This is a genomic window from Microbacterium oleivorans (assembly GCF_023715745.1).
GTDB classification, from domain to species: Bacteria; Actinomycetota; Actinomycetes; order Actinomycetales; family Microbacteriaceae; genus Microbacterium; species Microbacterium oleivorans_D.
In genome coordinates this window covers 223,169-245,423 of sequence record NZ_JAMBOV010000003.1, presented here as the reverse complement: position 1 = coordinate 245,423, position 22,255 = coordinate 223,169, and the positions used below count along the sequence as shown (strand labels likewise).

Annotated in this window: 19 protein-coding genes; 4 read left to right on the top strand and 15 right to left on the bottom strand. The window is 70.2% G+C overall.

Going from position 1 to position 22,255, the window contains the following annotated elements:
• Window positions 1-26 precede the first annotated feature (26 nt).
• Window positions 27-593, top strand: a complete 567-nt coding sequence (locus M3190_RS09105; protein WP_251580650.1) for an AAA family ATPase — start codon at window positions 27-29, stop codon at window positions 591-593.
• Window positions 594-595: 2 nt separating this feature from the next.
• Here the strand turns inward: M3190_RS09105 and M3190_RS09100 are convergent, their stop codons facing one another.
• Both M3190_RS09100 and recO read right to left on the bottom strand, forming a co-directional pair.
• On the bottom strand, window positions 596-1,402 hold the full coding sequence (locus tag M3190_RS09100) for an isoprenyl transferase (RefSeq protein WP_251580649.1): 807 nt from the start codon (window positions 1,400-1,402) through the stop codon (window positions 596-598).
• Window positions 1,399-2,127 (bottom strand): DNA repair protein RecO, encoded by a 729-nt coding sequence (gene recO, locus M3190_RS09095; RefSeq protein WP_251580648.1) that lies wholly within the window; start codon window positions 2,125-2,127, stop codon window positions 1,399-1,401. The genes M3190_RS09100 and recO overlap by 4 nt, the downstream gene beginning before the upstream one ends.
• 35 nt (window positions 2,128-2,162) lie before the next feature.
• Here recO and M3190_RS09090 point away from each other — a divergent pair, with 35 nt between their 5' ends.
• The gene (locus M3190_RS09090) at window positions 2,163-2,849 is read left to right on the top strand and encodes a trimeric intracellular cation channel family protein (RefSeq protein WP_251580647.1); all 687 of its coding nucleotides are present in this window, start codon (window positions 2,163-2,165) and stop codon (window positions 2,847-2,849) included.
• A gap of 27 nt (window positions 2,850-2,876) precedes the next feature.
• Here M3190_RS09090 and leuA read toward each other — a convergent pair whose 3' ends face one another.
• Window positions 2,877-4,637: a 2-isopropylmalate synthase gene (gene leuA / locus M3190_RS09085; protein WP_251580646.1), complete on the bottom strand. Its 1,761-nt coding sequence runs from the start codon at window positions 4,635-4,637 to the stop codon at window positions 2,877-2,879.
• Between the two features lie 186 nt (window positions 4,638-4,823).
• On the opposite strand from leuA, the gene M3190_RS09080 reads away from it, so the two are divergent.
• On the top strand, window positions 4,824-5,471 hold the full coding sequence (locus tag M3190_RS09080) for a hypothetical protein (protein WP_251580645.1): 648 nt from the start codon (window positions 4,824-4,826) through the stop codon (window positions 5,469-5,471).
• A gap of 9 nt (window positions 5,472-5,480) precedes the next feature.
• Here M3190_RS09080 and M3190_RS09075 read toward each other — a convergent pair whose 3' ends face one another.
• The 12 genes from M3190_RS09075 to lepA form a co-directional block, all read right to left on the bottom strand.
• Complete coding sequence (locus M3190_RS09075; RefSeq protein WP_251580644.1) at window positions 5,481-6,413, bottom strand: quinone oxidoreductase family protein; 933 nt, start codon at window positions 6,411-6,413, stop codon at window positions 5,481-5,483.
• A gap of 36 nt (window positions 6,414-6,449) precedes the next feature.
• Complete coding sequence (era, locus tag M3190_RS09070; RefSeq protein WP_251580643.1) at window positions 6,450-7,340, bottom strand: GTPase Era; 891 nt, start codon at window positions 7,338-7,340, stop codon at window positions 6,450-6,452.
• A gap of 2 nt (window positions 7,341-7,342) precedes the next feature.
• Entirely contained in the window at window positions 7,343-8,665 is a 1,323-nt protein-coding gene (locus M3190_RS09065) for a hemolysin family protein (RefSeq protein WP_251580642.1), read from the bottom strand.
• The gene (gene ybeY / locus M3190_RS09060) at window positions 8,662-9,129 is read right to left on the bottom strand and encodes an rRNA maturation RNase YbeY (RefSeq protein WP_064002183.1); all 468 of its coding nucleotides are present in this window, start codon (window positions 9,127-9,129) and stop codon (window positions 8,662-8,664) included. Before ybeY ends, M3190_RS09065 begins: the two co-directional genes overlap by 4 nt.
• Complete coding sequence (locus M3190_RS09055) at window positions 9,126-10,154, bottom strand: PhoH family protein (RefSeq protein WP_251581253.1); 1,029 nt, start codon at window positions 10,152-10,154, stop codon at window positions 9,126-9,128. Before M3190_RS09055 ends, ybeY begins: the two co-directional genes overlap by 4 nt.
• Before the next feature lie 46 nt (window positions 10,155-10,200).
• Window positions 10,201-10,548, bottom strand: coding sequence for an HIT domain-containing protein (locus M3190_RS09050; RefSeq protein ID WP_251580641.1), 348 nt, complete (start codon window positions 10,546-10,548; stop codon window positions 10,201-10,203).
• Between the two features lie 44 nt (window positions 10,549-10,592).
• Window positions 10,593-11,330, bottom strand: a complete 738-nt coding sequence (locus M3190_RS09045) for a 16S rRNA (uracil(1498)-N(3))-methyltransferase (protein ID WP_251580640.1) — start codon at window positions 11,328-11,330, stop codon at window positions 10,593-10,595.
• A gap of 2 nt (window positions 11,331-11,332) precedes the next feature.
• Window positions 11,333-12,448: a molecular chaperone DnaJ gene (gene dnaJ / locus M3190_RS09040; protein ID WP_308222249.1), complete on the bottom strand. Its 1,116-nt coding sequence runs from the start codon at window positions 12,446-12,448 to the stop codon at window positions 11,333-11,335.
• Between the two features lie 31 nt (window positions 12,449-12,479).
• Window positions 12,480-13,514, bottom strand: a complete 1,035-nt coding sequence (hrcA, locus tag M3190_RS09035; protein ID WP_251580638.1) for a heat-inducible transcriptional repressor HrcA — start codon at window positions 13,512-13,514, stop codon at window positions 12,480-12,482.
• 70 nt (window positions 13,515-13,584) lie between these two features.
• On the bottom strand, window positions 13,585-14,802 hold the full coding sequence (gene hemW / locus M3190_RS09030; protein WP_251580637.1) for a radical SAM family heme chaperone HemW: 1,218 nt from the start codon (window positions 14,800-14,802) through the stop codon (window positions 13,585-13,587).
• Complete coding sequence (locus tag M3190_RS09025; protein WP_251580636.1) at window positions 14,802-15,452, bottom strand: DUF1990 family protein; 651 nt, start codon at window positions 15,450-15,452, stop codon at window positions 14,802-14,804. The genes hemW and M3190_RS09025 overlap by 1 nt, the downstream gene beginning before the upstream one ends.
• A gap of 9 nt (window positions 15,453-15,461) precedes the next feature.
• On the bottom strand, window positions 15,462-17,312 hold the full coding sequence (gene lepA / locus M3190_RS09020) for a translation elongation factor 4 (protein ID WP_251580635.1): 1,851 nt from the start codon (window positions 17,310-17,312) through the stop codon (window positions 15,462-15,464).
• A gap of 212 nt (window positions 17,313-17,524) precedes the next feature.
• Here lepA and M3190_RS09015 point away from each other — a divergent pair, with 212 nt between their 5' ends.
• Window positions 17,525-22,255 (top strand): ExeM/NucH family extracellular endonuclease, encoded by a 4,731-nt coding sequence (locus M3190_RS09015; RefSeq protein ID WP_251580634.1) that lies wholly within the window; start codon window positions 17,525-17,527, stop codon window positions 22,253-22,255.

Below are 22,255 nucleotides of genomic sequence, written 5' to 3'. Positions count from 1 at the left end.
TCCCGTGCCCGTCCTACGCTGGTCCGATGCTCTCCGCCGGCGACCCTCTCCCGCACACGCCTCGCCGCGTCGTGATCGCCGGCACGACGGGGGTGGGCAAGTCGACCCTGGCAGCCCGTCTCGCCGCTCTCTGGTCGTTGGAGTACACCGAGCTCGACTCCCTCTTCCACGGATCGGGCTGGACGCCCCGACCCGAGTTCCTCGATGACGTGCGCCGGGTCGCGGCGAGCGAGCGGTGGGTGTCGGAGTGGAACTACTTCGGCGTGGGCGGCGGCCAGCTCCTCGGCGAGCGCGCCGACCTCGCCGTGTGGCTCGACCTGCCCCGTCGCGTCGCGCGGACCCGACTGCTGCGACGCACGGTGCGGCGCAGCGTCCTGCGTCAGCCCCTGTGGAACGGCAACGTCGAACCGCCGCTGTGGACGGTGTTCCGCGACCGGGACCACATCCTGCGCTGGGAGATGCGCACGCACGGCACCTGGAAGGAACGGATGCCGCGGGTCGCCGCCGAGTACGACCTGCCGGTCGTGCACCTCCGGCACCCCCGTGAGGTCGATCGTTGGCTCGCGGGACCCGCGGCCGACGCGGCCCGCTGAGCTCAGGAGGTCGTCGGCGCGTCCTTGGCCCCGCCGAAGCGGCGGTCCCTGGAGAGGAACAGCTCGATCGCGCCCCACAGATCGGTGCGGGAGAAGTCCGGCCACAGCGTGTCGAGGAACACCATCTCGGCGTAGGCCGCCTCCCAGAGCAGGAAGTTCGACGTCCGCTGCTCACCGCTCGACCGCACGAAGAGGTCGACGTCGGGCATGTCCGGCACGTACAGGTGACGCCGCAGCGTCTTCTCGGTGATGGCCGACGGCTTGAGGCGTCCCCGGGCGATCTCCTCACCCATCGCACGCATCGCGTCGATGATCTCGAGGCGCCCGCCGTAGTTGATGCACATGGTGAGCGTCAGCCCGGTGTTGTTCCGCGTGAGTTCTTCGGCGTACTGCAGCTCCTTGATCACGGAGCCCCACAGGCGCGGCTTCCGACCCGCCCAGCGGATGCGCACGTCCCACTCGTTGAGCTGGTCCCGACGGCGGTGCAGCACGTCCCGGTTGTAGCCCATGAGGAAGCGCACCTCCTCGGGCGAGCGCGCCCAGTTCTCGGTCGAGAAGGCGTACACGCTGAGGTGCTTCACCCCGGCTTGGATCGCGCCGGCGACGACATCGAGCAGCACCTCCTCCCCCGCACGATGCCCCTCGATGCGGGTCAGGCCGCGGCGGTTGGCCCACCGGCCGTTGCCGTCCATCACGATCGCGACGTGCGCGGGCACTGCGCCCTTGGGGAACTCGGGCGGATACAGGCCGGTCCAGTCGAGCGGTCGGTAGGGCACCGCGTCGCGATGCGTGTACGGCTTGGGACTCACCGAGGCGCCTCCAGGTGGGACAGGGAACGGATGCCGCGCTCGGTGTGCCACTGCGCGTAGGCGGCGATCAGGCCGGACGATGCCGCCGTGGCGCCGGGAGACGCGGCATCCACCACGTCCCACTCCCCCGCCAGCAGTGCACGCAGCAGACCACCGGTCTCGGCGCTCACGCGCGGCGACCCCGCCGGGGCGCAGGCGGAACAGACGATGCCGCCGAGCTGCGCGACGAACCACTCGTGCGGGCCTGGCGCGCCGCACCGGGCGCACTCCTGCAGCGACGGCGCCCATCCCGAGAGCGACATGACACGCAGGAGGTACGAGTCGAGCACGGCGCGCGGCGCGTGATCCCCTCGGGCGAGGGCACGGAGGCCACCGACCAGGAGCAGGTACTGCTGCGGTGTCGTCTCCGCCTCGTTCAGGCGGTCCGCGGTCTCGGACATGGCGGATGCCGCGGTGTAGCGGTCGTAATCCGTCGCGATGTCTGCGCCGTAGGCGCCCAGGGACTCCGCCTGCTGCACGATGTCGAGCGAGCGTCCCTTGTACATCTGGACGTCGGCGACCATGAACGGCTCGAGCCGGGCGCCGAACTTCGAGGACGTCCGGCGCACCCCCTTCGCGACGGCGCGCACCTTGCCGTGACGACGGCTCAGCATCGTCAGGATGCGGTCCGCCTCTCCCAGCTTGTGGGTGCGAAGGACCACGACTTCGTCGCGGTAAGTGGGCACCCCTCGATTATCCCGTGACCGGGCACAATGAAGGCGTGACCGAGCCGCAGTTCCTCATCCCCCTCTGGGCCGATCTGACCGCCGTCGGGCTCGGCGGCGTGCAGGGTGCCCTGTTCGCCTCGGGGTTTCAGGGACAGCGCCGGCTCGACCTGCTCGGGGTCGCGATCATCGGCGTCGTCATGGGGCTCGGCGGCGGCATGATCCGCGATCTGCTCCTGAACACGACGCCCGTCGCGCTCCAGAGCGACGGCTACCTCATCACCGTGACCGTCGCGGCGCTGGTCGGGATGCTGCTTGCGAACCTCTTCCAGCGCCTCAACGCCGTCATCGTCGCCCTCGACGCGGTCGCGATCGGCATGTTCGGCGCACTGGGCACCACCAAGGCGCTGGCGCTCGGCCTGCCCCTCATCCCGTCGGTGTTCGTCGGGGCGTGCGCGGCCGTCGGCGGCGGTCTGCTCCGCGACGTGTTCATGGGCCTGCCCGTCGCGATGATGCACGTCGGCTCGCTCTACGCCGTCGCCGCGGCGGTCGGGTGCGCCGTCCTGGCCGTGCTCGATCTCCTCGGTGTCTCGGCGGTGCCCGCCGCGATCACCTGCATCGCGGTCACCGCCGTCATCCGGGTCCTCGCCGTCGCGTTCGACATCTCCCTGCCGGAGCAGCGTGCGCTCTACCGGCGCAAGGTCGCCGTCGAGACCTCGACGATCCCGATCATCAGACCGTGACAAGGTCCCGACGGCGGCCGCGCGGACTCAGACGCTCGCGAGTTCGCCCTCGGAGACCCGGCTGCGGATGGCGCGGTTGACGGCCGAGACGACGGCCTTCAGGCTCGCGGTGGAGATGTCGCCGTCGATGCCGACACCCCAGAGGCGCTGATCGCCCACCTGCAGCTCGACGTACGCCGCCGCGTGGGCGTCACCGCCGGCGCCCAGGGTGTGCTCGACGTAGTCGTACAGGGAGATGTCGAACCCGCGCTCGCTCAGCACCTTGAGGAACGCCGCGATGGGACCGTTGCCCGCCCCGGTCGCCGCGACGCGGTCGTCCCCGTCGCGAAGGGTCACCTCGAGCGCGACCTCGCCGGACATGTCGCTCTGCGTGCGGGTCGACAGCAGTTCGAAGCGACCCCACTTCTCGTCGGCTGATGCGGCGGGCAGGTACTCGTCGGAGAAGATCGACCAGATCTGACCGCTCGAGACCTCGCCGCCCTCGGCATCCGTCTTCGCCTGGACCACACCGGAGAACTCGATCTGCAGCTTGCGCGGCAGGTCGAGCGCGTGGTCCGTCTTCAGGAGATACGCGACACCGCCCTTGCCCGACTGCGAGTTGACGCGGATGACCGCCTCGTACGACCGGCCGAGGTCCTTCGGGTCGATGGGTAGGTACGGGACGGCCCACTCGATCTCGTCGACCGAGACGCCCGCGGTCTGCGCGCGGGCCTCCATCGCCTCGAAGCCCTTCTTGATCGCGTCCTGGTGCGATCCGCTGAAGGCGGTGAAGACCAGATCTCCCGCCCACGGGCTGCGCTCGGGCACGGGCAGCTGGTTGCAGTACTCCGCGGTGCGCTTGACGTGGTCGATGTCGCTGAAGTCGATCTGCGGGTCGATCCCCTGCGTGAGCAGGTTGATCCCCAGAGCGACCAGGTCGACGTTCCCGGTGCGCTCGCCGTTGCCGAAGAGGCACCCTTCGATCCGGTCGGCGCCCGCCATGTATCCCAGCTCCGCCGCAGCGATCGCGGTGCCGCGGTCGTTGTGGGGATGCAGCGACAGGATGACGTTCTCGCGGTGGGCCAGGTGGCGGCTCATCCACTCGATCGAGTCGGCGTAGACGTTCGGGGTCGCCATCTCGACGGTGGCCGGGAGGTTGATGATGACTTTGCGCTCGGGGGTCGGTTCGAAGACCTCGATGACCTGGTTGCAGACGTCCACGGCGAACTCGAGCTCGGTGCCGGTGTAGCTCTCGGGCGAGTACTCGTAGTAGACGGTCGTCTCGGGAATCGTCTTCTCGTACTCGCGGCAGAGCCGAGCACCCTCGAGGGCGATGTCGATGATGCCCTGCTTGTCGGTGCGGAAGACGACCTCGCGCTGCAGCACGCTCGTCGAGTTGTAGAGGTGCACGATCGCCTGCTTGGCACCCGCGATCGACTCATAGGTGCGCTTGATGAGGTGGTCACGGGCCTGCGTCAGCACCTGGATCGTGACGTCCTCGGGGATGAGGTCCTCTTCGATCAGCTGCCGGACGAAGTCGAAATCGGTCTGACTCGCGCTCGGGAAACCGACCTCGATCTCCTTGTACCCCATGCTCACGAGCAGCTCGAACATGATCCGCTTGCGTTCGGGGCTCATCGGGTCGATGAGGGCCTGGTTTCCGTCGCGCAGGTCGACGGCGCACCAGCGGGGCGCGACCTCGATGCGTCTGCTCGGCCACGTCCGGTCGGGCAGATCGACACGGATCTGCTCGTGGAACGGGCGGTACTTATGGATCGGGGCGCCCGAGGGCTTCTGGGTGTTTCGCATGATGGGTGCTTCTTCTCTCGTCACTGGTGCGGACCCACGACAACCTCCGCGACGAGTTGGTCCTAGATCGAGGACTCGTCGCGGCGACGAAGAAGGAGGCCGCAGAAGCGCATACCGACACGTTACACCCCGATCCCAGACCGACGGCATCCGAGACGGATGCCGCATCCGCGACACTCCCCGGGCATGACCATCCGTCGCTCCGGCTTTTCCGTGCTCGCAGGCTCCGCGCTGCTCGCGGGCGCCGCTCTGCTCCTCACCTCCTGCGCACCGGGCGCAGCGGATGCCGGTGCGGACTCAGCGCCGCCCGGATCGGCTCTGGCCGCCCTCACGCCGGAGCCCCCGACCGGTGAGGTGCTCGGCCAGGGGACGGTCCTCGACGACGGGTCCTCGGCGAAGCTCTGCCTCGGCGCGGTCGCCGAGTCCGCCCCGCCGCAGTGCGCCGGCATCCCCCTCGCCGGATGGTCCTGGGAGGGCGTGGCCGACGCCGCCGTCATGTCGGGGTCGACGTGGGGCACGTACGCGGTGTGGGGCACCTACGACGGCGACACGCTCACTGTGACGCGGGCACCGGTCCCCCTCGCCCTCTTCGACGCGATGCCCCTCCCCGACCCGACACGGGGTGAACCCGGGACGGCCACCGCCGCCGACATCGACACCGTCCAGTCGATCGTCCCCGACGCGATCGGCGCCGCCTACCTCGGATCGTACGACCAGGACGGCTGGATCCACGTCGACGTGATCTGGGACGACGGCACGTGGCAGCGTGCGGCCGATCAGGACTTCGGCGCCGGGAAGGTCATCGTGCGATCGGCACTGCGACTCGTCGAGTGAGGCGCTGGCTCAGGGGATGAGCGCGAGCTTTCCGCCCGGGTGGCCCGTCATGAGGTACTCCGCGGCACTGCGCGCCTCGTTCAACGGGTACGTCCGTGCAACGGGAACCTCGAGCAGGCCCTGTGCGGCCAGATCGACCAGCGGACCGCGGACACCGTCGCGGAAGACCGCGCTGGCCCTCATCATCCCGCCGATCGCCACGATGCCATCGGGCTCCACGCGGTCGGGCCGGACGATCGTGATGATCCGCTGGCGGTCCGCCACGAGTTCGAAGGACGCCTCCAGCGCCTCGTCCGTGCCGACGCCGTCGAGCGCTGCCACGAAGGGCGCGCCCGAAGCCGCCTCTCTCGCTCTCTCGACGAGGCCCTCGCCGTACTCGATGGCCACGCCTCCGTAGCGCCGGACGACGTCGAGGTTGGCGGGTCCCGCCGTCCCGACGACGCGCACCCCGCGCGTCCGCGCTTGCTGCAGGAAGCTGACCCCGACCGCACCGGATGCCGCGTGGAACAGGACGAGGTCGCCCTCGCGCGCACCGCTGCGGTCGAGAAGCTCCGCCGCCGTGGCCCCCGCGAGCAGCAGATTCGCCGCCTCGGGATGTGTCAGGGTCCACGGCTTGTGGAACGCCTTCTCGGCGGGGATCGTCAGCTCGGTCGCATACCCGCCGCTCACGCGGAACGCCAGGACCTCGTCTCCCACCCGGGCCGCGCCGGAACCGATCGCTGTATCCGGACCGATCGCCGTGATCTCGCCCGACACCTCGTAGCCCAGCGGGACGGGGAAGGACGCCCCCGGTCGCGCCGAATGCTTGACGTCGGCGGGATTCATCCCCGCGGCGTGGATGCGGATCGTCACCTCACCCGGGCCGGGCGCCGGCACCTCGACGTCCCGCAGCTCCCACTCGCCGATACCACCGGGACCCGTCGCGAACCATGCCTGAGCCATGCGTCGTCCTTCCTGTCTCGCCGGCGCCCCCGCCGGTCAGAATCCGAGGCGCCCCAGTTGCTTGGGGTCGCGCTGCCATTCCTTGGCCACCCGCACGTGCAGCGACAGATACACCCGCCCGCCGACCAGCGGCTCGATCCCCGCGCGGGAGCGAGCGCCCACGTCGGCGAGGCGTGAGCCCTTGCGGCCGATGATGATCGCCTTCTGGCTGTCGCGCTCGACGACGATGTTCGCGTAGACATCGGTGAGGTCGCTGTCTTCGCGGGGACTGACGTCCTCGACCGTGACGGCGATGGAGTGCGGCAGCTCGTCGCGGACGCCGTCCAGTGCCGCCTCGCGGATGATCTCGGCGATCCGGTCCTCGAGGCTCTCGTCGGTGACGACGCCCTCGGGATAGAGCGCGGGCCCCTCGGGCATGAGTTTGAGCAGTTCGTCGGCGAGGACGTCGAGTTGCTCGTCCGTCACGGCGGACAGCGGGATCACGGCGTCCCAGTCCTCGCGCAGCGAATCGACCTCCATGAGCCGCTCGGTGATCTCCTCGCGGGAGGCGATGTCGACCTTCGTGACGATGGCCACCTTCTTGGCGCGCCCGTACCCATCGAGGGACGCCGCGATGCGGCGGTCGCCGGGACCGACCTTCTCGGTCGCCGGCACGAGGAAGCCGATCGCGTCGACGTCGCCGAGCACCTGTTCGACGAGGTCGTTGAGGCGTTGACCGAGCAGGGTGCGCGGCTTGTGGATGCCGGGGGTGTCCACGATCACGAGCTGCCCCGTCGGGCGGTTGAGGATGCCGCGGATCGCCTTGCGGGTCGTCTGCGGTTTGTCGCTGGTGATCGCCACCTTCTCGCCGACGAGCGCGTTGGTCAGGGTGGACTTGCCGACGTTGGGGCGCCCCACGAACGTCACGAAGCCGGAACGGCTGGTCATGGTCACTCCGATCCCCGCGAGACGCGGACCTCTCCGGTGGTGGGCGAGAAGGCGCTCTCGGCGGCGTCGAGACTCTCGGAGCGTTCGACGAAGACGGTCGCGAGGCCGCGGCCCCGGCCGAGCGAGGTCCCGCCCGTGAGGACCAGACCGCTGTGCTCGACACGGGCGCCGGGCACGGGGACGCTGCCGAGTGCCTTGCCGAACAGGCCGCCGATCGAATCGACGTCGTCGTCCTCGAGCTCGATGCCGAACAGGTCGCCGACCTCGTCGAGGCCGAGACGGGTCGACACGCGGAACCGACCGTCGCCGAGGTCCGTGACCTCGCGGGTCCGCAGGTCGTACTCGTCGGAGATCTCCCCCACGAGCTCCTCGATCAGGTCCTCGAGCGTGACGAGGCCCGAGACGCCGCCGTACTCGTCGACGACGAGGCACACGTGCACGGCCTCGCGCTTCATCTGCTGGAGGAGCGTCTCTGCGCGCATGGATTCGGGGACGAAGACGGCCGGGCGTGCGATCTGCGCGACCGGCACTCCGCGCCACGCGGTCTCGTCCCGGTAGGCGAACTGCACGAGGTCCTTCAGATAGACGACACCGGTGATGTCGTCAGCCTCACCGTCGGCGATCGGGATGCGGGAGACGCCCTTGTCGAGGAAGAGCGTCATCGCCTGCTGCGTCGTGGCCGCGGCATCCATCGTCACCATGTCGGTGCGCGGCACCATGACGGCGCGCACGAAGCGGTCGGTGAAGTCGAACACCGAGTGGATGAGGTCGCGGTCGTCGGCCTCGATGAGGTCCTGCGACGCGGCCTCGTCGACCATGCTGAGCAGCTGCTCCTCGGAGGCGAACGAGGCGCCTCGGTGGATGCCGGGCGTCAGTCGGTCGCCCACGAGGACGAGCAGGTGCGCGAGCGGGCCCAGCACGATGCGCGCGCCGCGGATCAGCGGGGCGCAGAACCGGAGGAAACCCTTCGCGTGCTGGCGCCCCACCGCGCGCGGTGAGGCGCCGACGAGCACGAACGACGCGATCGTCATCAGCACGACGGCGGCGAGCATCGCCCACCAGATGTTGTCGAAGATCAGCGTCAGCGCGACCGTCACGAGGACCGCGGCGGCCGTCTCGACGAGGATGCGGATGAACACGACGGCGGTGCGGTGCGCGTCGGGGTCGGCCGCGATGCGTCGCAGCGCCGTTCCCGACCGGGCCTCGTCGGCGAGGTCGGCGAGATCGGCACGACCGGTCACATCGAGAGCTGCCTCGAGCGAGGCCATGAGACCGCCGAGCGCGACGAGGAGTCCGGCGGCGACGAGGAGGAGGACCTCGGTCATGCGCGTCGGCGGCGCTCGCTCGAGTGGAACGCGCCGATGAGCTCCTTCTGGAGCCCGAACATCTCGCGCTCCTCCTCGGGCTCGGCATGGTCGAAACCGAGCAGGTGCAGCAGGCCGTGCGTCGTCAGGAGGATGAGCTCGTCCATCGTGGAGTGCTTCGCCGCCTGCGCCTGGGTCTCGGCCACCTGCGGGCAGAGCACGATGTCGCCGAGCAGGCCGGGAGGCGTGGGCGCCTCCTCCGTGCCCGGGCGCAGCTCGTCCATCGGGAAGCTGAGCACGTCGGTCGGCCCCGGCTCGTCCATCCACTGCACGTGCAGGGCCTCCATCGCGCCCTCGTCGACGAGGAGGATCGCGACGTCCGCGTCGGGGCTCACGTGGAGCTCGGCGAAGTTGTGCTCGGTCAGGCGCAGCAGGACGGTCTCATCGACCTCGACGCCGGACTCGTTGGTGATCTCGATGGTCATGATCGTCCTCGTTTGGGCTGGCGGTCACGGGGGCCGGCGGGGCGCAGGCCGGCTCGGCGCTCCGCGCGGTTCGCGAACTCGCTCGCCTCGTCGCGCTCGCGGCGCGCGGCGAGCTTCTCCTCGTCGTACGCGCTGTAGGCGTCGACGATGCGACCCACCAGGGTGTGGCGCACGACGTCGTCGCTCGTCAGCCGCGCGAAGTGGATGTCGTCGATGTCCTTGAGCACCCGGGTGACCAGGCGCAGACCCGATGCACCCTGGGGCAGGTCGACCTGCGTGATGTCACCGGTCACGACCATGCGCGTCCCGAACCCGAGACGCGTGAGGAACATCTTCATCTGCTCGGGCGTCGTGTTCTGCGCCTCGTCGAGCACGACGAACGAGTCGTTGAGCGTACGTCCGCGCATGTAGGCCAGCGGCGCGACCTCGATGGTGCCCGACGCCATGAGCTTCGGGACGAGCTCAGGGTCCATCATCTCGTTGAGCGCGTCGTAGAGCGGCCGCAGGTAGGGGTCGATCTTGTCGGTCAACGTTCCCGGCAGGAATCCGAGGCGCTCGCCCGCCTCGACGGCGGGACGGGTCAGGATGATGCGGCTGACCTCCTTGCGCTGCAGCGCCTGCACGGCCTTCGCCATCGCGAGATAGGTCTTGCCGGTACCCGCGGGGCCGATGCCGAACACGATCGTGTTCTCCTCGATCGCGTCGACGTACTCCTTCTGACCGAGCGTCTTCGGGCGGATGACCTTGCCGCGCGAGGAGAGGATCGCCTCGCCCAGCACCTCGGAGGGACGCATCCCGCCGTTGTCTCGGAGGATGCGGTTCGACTGGGTGACGTCGCTCGGGTCGAGGCCCTGCCCGGCACGGGCCATGCCGATCAGCTCGTCGACGAGCTCGCGGGCGCGGGCGACGGCGCCGGTCTCACCCGTGAGGGTGATCTCGTTGCCCCGGACGTGGACCTGCACATCGGGGTGCTCGTGCTCGACGGTGCGCAGCAGCCGGTCCTGGGGACCCAGCAGCTGCACCATCGCGACGCCGTCCGCATAAATGCGGTCGACGGTGGGTTCGGTGCTGTCAGCCACCGAGGCTCCCTTCGCTGAGCCCGCCGCCCAGCACGTGGGCGTGGACGTGGAAGACGGTCTGGCCCGCTCCCGGACCGGTGTTGAAGATCAGGCGGAAGTCGCCGTCGGCATGCTCCGCCGCGATGCTGTTCGCGAGCCCCACGAGCTCGGCGAGGAGGGCGGGGTCGCCCGCCGCGAGCTCGACGACGTCGCGGTAGCGCTCGCTCTTGGGGATGACGAGCAGGTGCACGGGGGCCTGGGGGGCGATGTCGCGGATCGCGAACGCGTTCTCGGTCTCCGCGATGATCTCGGAGGGGATCTCACCCCGGAGGATGCGGGTGAACACCGACGGCTCGCTCATCCCTTCAGTCTAGTCAGCGGCTCCCGGCGTCGGCCGGTGCCGACTCACCAGCGACCGAGTGCCCGGTTGACCAGCGCAAGCGCCGCGGGACCGGCTGTCGAGGTGCGCAGCACCGTGTCACCGAGCCGTACGAGCGCGGCACCCGCGCCCTGGAGGAGGTCGAGCTCCTCCAGGGCGATGCCGCCCTCGGGTCCCACGACGAGGAGCACGTCCCGGATGTCGGACGCGTCGAGCTCGACGCCCGAGAGCGCAGCGGATGCCGTCGGCTCGAGCACCAGCATCCGTGCAGACTCCGCCTGGGCGACGAGCTGCCGCGTCGTGACAGGATCGGCGACCTCGGGCAGCCACGGGCGGTGCGCCTGCTTCGCCGCCTCGCGGGCGATGGACTCCCAGCGCGCGACGCCCTTCGCGACCTTCGCGCCCTCCCAGCGCGAGACGGATCGCCCGGCCTGCCAGGGAAGGATCGCATCGACGCCCAGCTCGGTCGCCGCCTGCACGGCGAGCTCGTCACGGTCGCCCTTCGCGAGCGCCTGCACGAGCACCGTGCGGGGCGACGGCTGCGGATGCTCGGCGCGTTCCACGACCTCGACCACGACCTCCTTCGGGGCGACCGAGGTGACCGTCCCGGTGAGCCAGAGGCCACGGCCGTCGCCGACGGTCACGCCCTCGCCGACCCGGATGCGACGCACGGCGGCGGCGTGGTGGGCCTCGGCCCCGGTCAGCCGCACGACATCGCCCGGGCGGGCAGCACCGGCATCCTCCGTGAGGAAGTGCAGGGCCACGGTCAGCGCTTGAACTTGCCGCGGAGCTTCGAGAACAGCCCGGGGTGGAACTCGGCGAGGTGCGGCGGCGCGGGCCGCATGCGCTTCGCGAGCTCCTGTACGAGTGCACGCGACTTCGGGTCGAGGTGGGAGGGCGTCACGACCTGCACCGCGACCCGGAGGTCGCCACGCTGCTCACCGCGCAGGGGCGTGATGCCGCGACCGCGGATCGTGAGCTCGTCGCCGGCCTGCACGCCCTGACGGATCTCGAGGTCGACGGGGCCGTCGAGCGAGTCGATCGTGACGCCGGTGCCCAGGATCGCGTCGATCATCGACACCTCGAGGGTCGCGAGCAGGTCGTCGCCGTCGCGGCTGAACACGTCGTGCGGCGCGACGGTGACCTCGAGGTACAGGTCGCCGTTCGGGCCGCCCGCGGGACCGACCTCGCCCGAGCCGGGCAGCTGCAGCCGGAGCCCCGTCTCGACGCCCGCGGGGATGTCGATCGACACGGTGCGGCGGGCGCGGACACGACCCTGCCCCTGGCAGGTGGAGCAGGGGTAGGGGATGGTCGTGCCGTACCCCTGACAGGTCGTGCAGGGCTGCGACGTGACGACGTTGCCGAGGAGGCTCCGAACCGTCCGCTGAATCTGCCCGGAACCGTGGCAGATGTCGCACGTGACGGGCTGCGTGCCCGGCTGGCAGCAGGAGCCCTGGCAGGTCTCGCACAGGACCGCGGTGTCGACCTCGATGTCGCGGTGGACACCGAACACGACGTCGCCGAGGGTGAGGTCGACGCGAACGAGCGCATCCTGACCGCGCTCGCGACGCGATCGCGGACGACCCGCTCGGGTCCCGCCGCCGCCTCCGCCGAAGAACGTCTCGAAGATGTCGCTGAAACCGCCGAAGCCGGCACCGGCGCCGCCGAAGGCACCCGCGTCGCCGCCCAGGTCGTAGCGCTGGCGCTGGTCCGGATCGCTCAGGACGTCGTACGCGTGCGTGACGAGCTTGAAGCGCTCCGCCGCATCCTCACCCGGGTTGACGTCGGGGTGGAGCTGGCGGGCCAGTCGGCGGTACGCCTTCTTGATCTCGTCCGGGCTCGCGTCGCGCGCGACACCCAGGACCTCGTAGTGGTCAGCCACAATCACCTCTCCGGCCCGGAGGCCGATTCGTTCAGCGCGACTTCTCGTCTTCTTCGAGCAGACGCGTCAGATAGTGCGCGACGGCACGGACCGCCGCGAGATTGGTGGGATAGTCCATGCGGGTCGGCCCCAGGACGCCGACGCGTGCCTGCGAACCGCCGGCGTCGTAGTCCCCCGCGACGACGGATGCCTCGGCGAGCCCGAACGGCTCGTTCTCGCGGCCGATGCTGGTCGCCAGACCACGGTCGTCCGCGACCATCTCGCCCATGAGGCGGAGGAGCGTGACCTGCTCCTCGATCGCCTCGAGCAGAGGATAGATGCTGCCGCGGAAGTCGGCCTCCCGACGTGCGAGGGTCGCCGACCCGGCCATGACCATGCGGTCCGAGCGGAACTCGTCCAGTTCCTCGCCGATCGCTCGCAACACGATCCGACGGTTCTCCTCACGCGGCGCAGGGGCCTCGTCCTCCAGGGTGCGGGCGATGGCCGCGGCACCGTCGCGGACGCTCTTGCCGGTCAGCAGCGCGGCCATCGCGAGCTTGAGCTGCTGCGCCTCCTCGGCGGTGGGCTCGGTTGCGAGGAAAGTCACCCGCTGCGAGACGCGTCCGGTGTCGGTCACGACGATGATGACGACACGGGTCCCGCCGAGGTGCACGACCTCGACGTGCGACACGTTGGCTCGGGCGAAGGAGGGGTACTGCACGATCGCGACCTGGCCGGTGAGGCGCGTGAGCGTGCGCACGGTGCGCACCAGGAGGTCGTCGAGGTCGCCGGTGTCCTCGAGGAAGGCGCCGATCGCGGACCGCTGCGCGGACGTCAACGGGCGCACGTCGGCGAGGTGATCGACGAAGACCCGGTAGCCCTTGTCCGTCGGCACACGGCCCGACGAGGTGTGCGGGGCGGTGATGAGCTCCTCGTCCTCGAGCAGCGCCATGTCGTTGCGGATCGTGGCGGCGGACACCCCGAACTGGTGGCGATCGACGATCGCCTTGCTCCCGACGGGCTCGCGCGTGTCGACGTAGTCCTGCACGATCGCACGCAACACCTGCAGACCGCGTTCCGAGACCATCACCCCTCCTCCGCTGGCACTCTCGATCTTGGAGTGCCAATTCTACCGCGCGTGAAGCGATCTGCTCGGATCACGCGGTGAGCGCGCGGACGACCGCATCGGCCAGGAGCCTCCCCCGCCGGGTCAGCACGATCGTGCCGCGCACGGCGGCGGCGCCCTCGACGAGTCCGTCGGCGATGAGGGATGCCACGTTCCGCCGTCCCGCGACCGTCGCCTCGTCCACCGCGACGCCGTCGGCGATGCGCGAGCGCAGCAGGATGTCCTCGAGGCGGCGGGCCTCGGCATCCGGTCGCTCCCGTCCCGCGGCCGGGGACTGCCCGGCGGCCAGACGCTGCGCGTAGGCCGCGGGATGCTTCACGTTCCACCACCGCAGCCCGCCGATGTGGCTGTGCGCGCCGGGGCCGTAGCCCCACCAATCCTGACCCCGCCAGTACGAGAGGTTGTGCCGCGACCGCTGGGCGCGGCTCGTGGACCAGTTCGAGACCTCGTACCATTCGTAGCCGGCCGCGGCGAGCAGCTCGTCGGCCAGCTCGTACATGTCGGCCTGCAGGTCGTCGTCGGGTGCGACCACCTCGCCGCGACGGATCTGACGCTCGAGTTTCGTGCCGTCCTCCACGATGAGCGCATAGGCCGAGACGTGGTCGGGCGCGAGCGCCGTCGCCGTCTCGAGCGAGGCGTGCCAGTCCTCGAGCGACTCCCCCGGCGCGCCGTAGATGAGGTCCAGGCTCACGGCGAGCCCGGCGCGCCGTGCCGCGGCGACGGCCGTCGCGATGTTCGCCGGGTCGTGCGTCCGGTCGAGGGCGGCCAGGACGTGCGGGACGGCGGACTGCATGCCGACCGAGAGACGCGTGACGCCCGCCACCGCGAGCGTCCGAGCCACGGCATCCGTCATCGTGTCGGGGTTCGCCTCGACCGTCACCTCCGCACCCTCGGCCAACCCGAAGGTGTCGCGGACGCCGTCGAGCATCCGCGCCAGATCACCCGGCGGCAGGAGCGTCGGGGTGCCTCCGCCGAAGAACACCGTCTGCGCGGGGCGGAGCGGCCCGCGGTCGCCGAGGACGCGGCGGGAGATCTCGATCTCGCGCAGGACCTCGTCGGCGTACGCGTCCTGGCGGGCACCGCGCAGTTCGGTGGCGGTGTACGTGTTGAAGTCGCAGTAGCCGCAGCGGACGCGGCAGAACGGGACGTGCAGGTAGACGCCGAAGTCGACGTCGTCCGAGACGGTCACGTCGGCGGGGAGAGCGCCGTCGGCCGGTGCGGGATCGCCGAGGGGAAGAGCGGACCCCATCAGGAGCCGGTGGCGTACATGGGCGACATCGCCTGCAGGTACCCCTGGAACAGCGCGCGCCGGCGTCGCCTCACGAGCGGGCGCCAGACGCGGTACAAGAGACCGGTCGGCTTGTCGAAGGCGCGGACCGTGAACCAGACCTCGTCGTCGTCGCGCCACTCGAGGAGGAAGGACTCCTCGCCGCTGACGACCGAGCCGCCGACCGTGCCGAGGGAGAACCCGACGCGTCGAGGCTCGTCGACGACGGAGATCACGCGGAGCTCGGCATCCGCCCGCATCCCGCCGACCCGGCCGCGCAGGTGCACCGTCGTCCCCGCACCGGCGAAGGGCACACCATCGGCGTCGAACCGCTGCTCGTCGTCGAGGCGGCTGGGCTGGACGGCGTTGCCGTCCGCGTCGAAGCCGACACCGGAGTACATGGGACCGGATGCCGGGCGCACGTCGCTCACCTGGAGGCCGGCCCCACGCTGGGCACCCCATCCGAGCAGCGACTCGCTCGAGGTGACGAAGCGGCTCTCACCGCTGCCGAGGCGCCAGGACGCCTCCGCCGGGGTCGTGCCCTTCGGCGGATAGCCCATCAGATCCGGTGCCTGCGTCGCCCCGACGGCGGCGTAGTCGACGGTCCCTGCCTGGAAACTCCCGCGGCGCATCGTGTCAGCCTACTTCTTGTCCTTGCCCTCGACGTCTCCCGACAGCGCGGCGATGAACGCCTCCTGGGGGACCTCGACGCGGCCGACCATCTTCATGCGCTTCTTGCCCTCCTTCTGCTTCTCGAGGAGTTTGCGCTTACGGGTGATGTCACCGCCGTAGCACTTGGCGAGCACGTCCTTGCGGATCGCGCGGATGTTCTCGCGGGCGATGATGCGCGCACCGATCGCGGCCTGGATGGGCACTTCGAACTGTTGGCGCGGGATGAGCTTGCGCAGCCGCTCGGTCATCATCGTCCCGTACGCGTACGCCTTCTCGCGATGGACGATCGAGCTGAACGCGTCGACCTTCTCGCCCTGCAGGAGGATGTCGACCTTCACGAGGTCCGCCGTCTGCGAGCCGGCCGGCTCGTAGTCGAGGCTCGCGTACCCCTGGGTCTTGGACTTCAGGTGGTCGAAGAAGTCGAAGACGATCTCGCCGAGGGGCATGTTGTAGCGCAGCTCGACGCGGTCCTCGCTGAGGTAATCCATGCCCAGCAGCGTTCCGCGACGCGACTGGCAGAGCTCCATGACGGTACCCACGTAGTCCTTCGGCAGCAGGATGCCGACCTTCACGACCGGCTCGGAGACCTCCGCCACCCGGCCGTCGGGGTACTCGGACGGGTTGGTGACCGTGACGGTCTCGCCAGTGTCGGTCATGACCTCGTAGGTGACCGACGGCGCGGTCGTGATGAGGTCGAGCCCGAACTCGCGGGCGAGACGTTCGGTGATGATCTCGAGGTGCAGCAGGCCGAGGAATCCGCACCGGAAGCCGAAGCCAAGGGCGACGGAGGTCTCGGGCTCGTACTGCAGCGAGGCATCCGACAGCTTGAGCTTGTCGAGCGCCTCACGCAGCTCGGCGTAGTCGCTGCCGTCGATCGGGTAGATGCCCGAGAAGACCATGGGCTTGGGATCGGTGTATCCCGCGAGCGCCTCGGATGCGGGCTTCCGGTGGTTCGTGATCGTGTCGCCGACCTTGGACTGGCGGACGTCCTTCACACCGGTGATCAGGTAGCCGACCTCGCCGACGCTGAGCCCCTTCGTGGGCACCGGTTCCGGGCTCGACACTCCGATCTCGAGGAGGTCGTGCGCCGCCTTCGACGACATCATCTGAATGCGCTCGCGCGGCTCGAGCTTGCCGTCGACCATGCGGACGTACGTGACCACTCCGCGGTACGCGTCGTACACCGAGTCGAAGATCATGGCCCGCGCGGGAGCGTCGGCGTCACCGACCGGAGCCGGGATGCGCTCGACGATGCGGTCGAGCAGCGCCTCGACGCCCATGCCGGTTTTGCCGCTGACCTTGAGCACGTCGGCCGGGTCGCCGCCGATGAGGTTCGCGAGTTCGGCGGCGTACTTGTCGGGGTCCGCGGCGGGGAGGTCGATCTTGTTGAGGACAGGGATGATCTCGAGATCGTTCTCGAGGGCGAGGTAGAGGTTGGCGAGGGTCTGCGCCTCGATGCCCTGTGCCGCGTCGACAAGGAGGATCGCTCCCTCGCAGGCGGCGAGGGAGCGGCTGACCTCGTAGGTGAAGTCCACGTGCCCGGGCGTGTCGATCATGTTGAGCGCGAATGTGCCGTCGGCGGTGGCCCACGGCATCCGGACCGCCTGGCTCTTGATCGTGATGCCGCGCTCGCGCTCGATGTCCATCCGGTCGAGGTACTGCGCCCGCATGTCGCGGTCGGCGACCACGCCGGTGATCTGCAGCATGCGATCGGCCAGGGTGGACTTGCCGTGGTCGATGTGAGCGATGATGCAGAAGTTGCGGAGCTGCGCGGGCGGCGTGGCCGCGGGCTGCAGGGGCTGAAGGGCGCGGGGTGACATGACCAGGCGAGTCTACCGGCGCGGGGCCGGGCGCCAGCCCCGACGATCGGGCACCATAACCCGCCGCGGCGGCGACACGCTAGCGGCCCGCCGCATGAGAAAGAGTTAACCGATCTGACACTTGCGGGGCCGCGAAACCGACCGAATGCTCAATGTGGCGGTCGGTTCCTGCGCGATAAGCCCCGCGCCCGTGCCGCTTCGGGAGATCCCACGTGTCGAACCCACCCGTTCCTGCGCACGCGTCACCGTCCTTCCTCCGCCGCACCGGCGCCCTGCTCACGGTCACCGCCGTGACGGCTGCCGGTCTGACCCTCGTGCCGAGTGCGGCGAACGCCGCCGTGTCGGCCGACTCGCCCCTCGTGATCTCCGAGGTCTACGGCGGTGGCGGCAACAGCGGCGCCGCCTTCAACCGCGACTTCGTGGAGCTCGCCAACACCGGCGACGCGGCGATCGACCTGAGCGGCTTCAGCGTGCAGTACGCCTCCGCGACGGGAGCCACGTGGCAGGTCACGAAGCTCGGCGACATCGACCTCCCTGCGGGCGAGAACCTCCTCGTCGGACAGGCGCTGGGCAGCAACACCTCGCTCCCCGCCTTCGAGGCGGACGTCGAGGGCACGATCGCCATGAGCGGCAGCGGCGCGAAGGTCGCCCTCGTCTCCAGCGAGACGGCCCTCACAGGCGGCACCGGCATCGCCGATCTCGAGCAGGTCGTCGACCTCGTCGGCTGGGGCAGCACCGCCACGGCTTTCGCTGGCTCCGCGCCCGCTCCCGGCACGTCGAATGCGACGAGCGTCTCGCGCGACGAGGACGCCACGAACACGGCTGACAACGCGGCGGACTTCACCGCCGGCACACCGACGCCCACGGGTCTCGGCGCCGATGTCGATCCCGAGCCGGAGCCCGACCCCGAGCCGCAGGCGGCGACGATCGCCGAGATCCAGGGCACGACGGATGCGTCCCCGCTGGCCGGCCGCACCGTCACCACCACCGGCGTGGTCAGTGCGCACTACCCCACCGGCGGCTACAACGGCTACGTCATCCAGACCCCCGGTACGGGTGGTGCACTGGATCTCGAGACGCACACCGCGTCGGACGCCGTCTTCGTCTACGCTCCGGGCGCCGTCCGCGAGGTCGCGCTCGGCGACACGGTCACGGTCACCGGTGTCGTGTCGGAGTACAACGGGCTCACCGAGATCACGGTCGAGCCGGGCGACGCCCGGGTGATCGAGGACGCGGAGGCGCCGACGCCGGCGACCGTCGCGTGGCCGACCACCGCCGCGCAGCGCGAGTCGCTCGAGTCGATGCTGATCTCCCCGCAGGGCGAGTTCACCGTCAGCGACACCTACAGCACCAACCGCTTCGGCGAGGTCGGCTTGGCCGCCGGCGACGCACCGCTGCGCCAGCCCACCGACGCCGCCCGACCCGGGAGCGACGAGGCGGCAGCCGTCGCCGCCGACAACGCCGCCCGGGGTGTGCGCCTCGACGACGGCGCGGGTCTCGACTACACATCGGCCGCCAACCAGGCGCTGACCCCCGCCTACGTCTCGCTCACCGAGCCGGTCACGGTCGGCGCGGGCGTCACCTTCTCGGCGCCGCTCATCGTGGACTACCGCAACGACACCTGGAAGCTGAATCCGACCGAGCCGGTCATCGGCGACGGGACGGGCGCCGATGACGTCGTCTTCGAGAACGTCCGCACCGACGCACCCGAGGAGGTCGGCGGGGATCTGTCGATCGCCTCGTTCAACGTCCTGAACTACTTCACGACGCTCGGCACCGACTCGGCGACCTGCGAGGCCTACTCCGACCGGTTCGGCGACGGCGTGACGGTGCGCGACGGCTGCGCTCAGCGCGGCGCGTGGGACGCCGTCGACCTCGAGCGCCAGCAGGACAAGCTCATCGAGGCCATCACGTCCGTGGATGCCGCCGTCGTCGGTCTCATGGAGATCGAGAACTCCGCGGCGCTGGGCGAAGACGCGGACGAGGCGACATCGACGCTCGTGGCCGCACTCAACGCCGACGCGGGTGCCGGCACGTGGGCGTTCGTCCCGTCGTCGGAGGATCTGCCCCCGGCATCCGAGCAGGACGTCATCACGAACGCGATCATCTACCAGCCGGAGCTCGTCTCCCCCGTCGGCGCCGCGCGCGCCCTCGGTGACCAGAGCGCCGACGGCGAAGCGTTCGGCAACGCGCGCGAGCCGATCGCGCAGGTGTTCGAGCCCGCCGCGGGAGGCGACCCGTTCCTGTTCGTCGTCAACCACTTCAAGTCCAAGGGCTCCGCGGGTCCGTGGCCAGGCGACGCCGACACGGGCGACGGTCAGGGATCCTCGAACGAGTCGCGGGTCCGTCAGGCGACCGCACTGCGCGACTGGGTCGCGGAGATCCAGGGCGACGTGGACGCCGTGGCACTCGCAGGCGACTTCAACTCGTACAGCCAGGAGGACCCGCTGCAGGTGCTCTACGAGGCCGGCTACGCCGACGCCGAGCAGGCGTTCGACGTCGACTCGTCGTCCTACAGCTTCTCGGGGCTCTCGGGCTCGCTCGACCACATCCTCCTGAACAAGGCGGCACTGGCCCGCTCGACCGGCGCCGACATCTGGAACATCAATTCGGGCGAGTCGATCGCGTTGGAGTACAGCCGCTTCCGCACCCACGGCACCGAGTTCTACTCGGCCGACCCGTTCCGCTCGAGCGACCACGACCCGGTCATCGTCGGCATGGACGCGGACGCCGCCCCCGTGCAGCTCACCCTGCTGGGCATCAACGACTTCCACGGGCGCATCGACACCAACACGGTCGCCTTCGCCGGGACGGTCGAAGAGCTCCGGAAGGCAGCGTCGGGACCGACCCTGTTCCTGTCGGCCGGCGACAACATCGGCGCCTCCCTGTTCGCCTCGTCGGTGTCCCAGGATCAGCCGACGATCGACGTGCTGAACGCCATGGGGCTGCAGGCCAGCGCCGTCGGCAACCACGAGTTCGACCGCGGCTTCGCCGACCTCTCCGGGCGAGTGTCGGACGCGTTCGACGCTCCCCAGCTCGGAGCGAACGTCTACGAGAAGGGCACGACGACGCCGGCACTCGACGAGTACGCACTGCTGGAGGCCGACGGTCTCACGGTCGGCGTCATCGGCGCTGTGACCGAGGAGACACCCACGCTCGTCACCCCCACGGGCATCGAGTCCGTCGACTTCGGCGACCCGGTCGAGGCGGTCAACCGCGTCGCCGCGCAGCTGACCGACGGCGACCCGTCCAACGGTGAGGCCGACGTCATCGTGGCGCTCTACCACGAGGGCGCCGGGGCCGGCACCCCGGACGGCGCGACCCTCGAAGAGGAGGTCGCCGCGGGCGGCGCCTTCGGGGCGATCATCGAGGACACCTCGGCCGAGGTCGATGCGATCTTCACGGGCCACACGCACAAGGAGTACGCGTGGTCGGCGCCGATCCCCGGCACGGACCGCACACGCCCCGTCGTGCAGACCGGGTCGTACGGCGCGAAGATCGGTGAGATCACGCTGACGGTAGACGCCGCGACCGGCGAGGTCTCGGCGCACACCGAGCGCAATGTCACCCGTACGACCACGCCCGCCGCCGACCTCGTCGCCGCCTACCCGCGGGTGGCGGAGGTCGACCGGATCACGAAGGCCGCGCTCGCGAACGCGGCCGCCATCGGCAACACCGAGGTCGGTCAGGTGTCCGGCGACATCACGACCGCCTACAGCGGTGGCTCCTACCTCGACGGCGTGTACACCGGCGGCTCTCGCGACAACCGTGCCGCCGAGTCGACCCTCGGCAACACGGTCGCCAACATGCTGCGCGACAGCCTCGCCGACCTGCCGAACGGCGCCGTCATCGGCGTCACCAACCCCGGCGGTCTGCGCGCCGATCTGTTCGACACACAGGCGGAGTTCGGTGCCAACGCGGTGCCGGGGCTCGCGGACGGCTCGATCTCGTTCAGCCAGGCCAACGCCGTGCTGCCGTTCAACAACACGCTCGCACTCGTCACCCTGACGGGCGAGGAGTTCACGACGATGCTCGAGCAGCAATGGCAGCGGGATGCCGCGGGCAACGTCCCCGCGCGTCCGTACCTGCAGCTCGGGCTCTCGGACAACGTGTCGTACACCTACGACCCGGCGCTGCCGGAGGGTGAGCGCATCACGTCGGTGACGGTCGACGGGGCTCCGATCGACCCGGCCGGGACCTACCGCATCGGGACGTTCTCGTTCCTCGCAGCCGGTGGCGACAACTTCCGCGCCTTCACCGAGGGCGACGACTACGTCGACACGGGCCTGCTCGACTATGAGGCCTGGGTGGACTATCTCGCCGAGGGCTCGCCTGTGGCCCCCTCGTTCGCCAAGCACGGTGTGCACGTCTCGGGCGTTCCCGAGACGGTCGCCGCAGGCGACACGGTGTCGTTCCAGGTGGCCGGACTCGACCTCACCAGCAAGGGCGCCCCCGCCAACACGGAGATCTCGGTGAGTCTCGGCGACCAGGTGCTCGGCACGGCGCCGGTGTCGGAGGGCGCGGCATCCGTCAGCGTCACCCTGCCTGCCGGAACGCCCGCGGGCGCTGCGCAGCTGACCGTGACCGCCGCCCCGAGCGGGACCGTGTCGCAGGTTCCCGTGACCGTCGAGGAAGCGGCCGAGCCCGCCGCGACGACGAAGACACGTTTGGTGGCCGTCCCTCCGGTGCACATCAACCGGTTCCTGCCGACGACGCTCGTCGCGATCGTCACCCAGGAGGGAGGCCGTGCCGAGGGCGTCGTGGAGTTCCGCGAGGGCGACACGGTGATCGCGACGGCGGAGGTCAGCCGAGGCACCGCGACGACGACGCTCGGTCGACTGTCGCGCGGGACCCACATCTACACGGCAACCTTCGTCCCCGACGATCCGACGGTCGCCCAGGGTTCCGAGAGCAAGCCGGTGAAGGTCCGCGTCCTGTTCTGA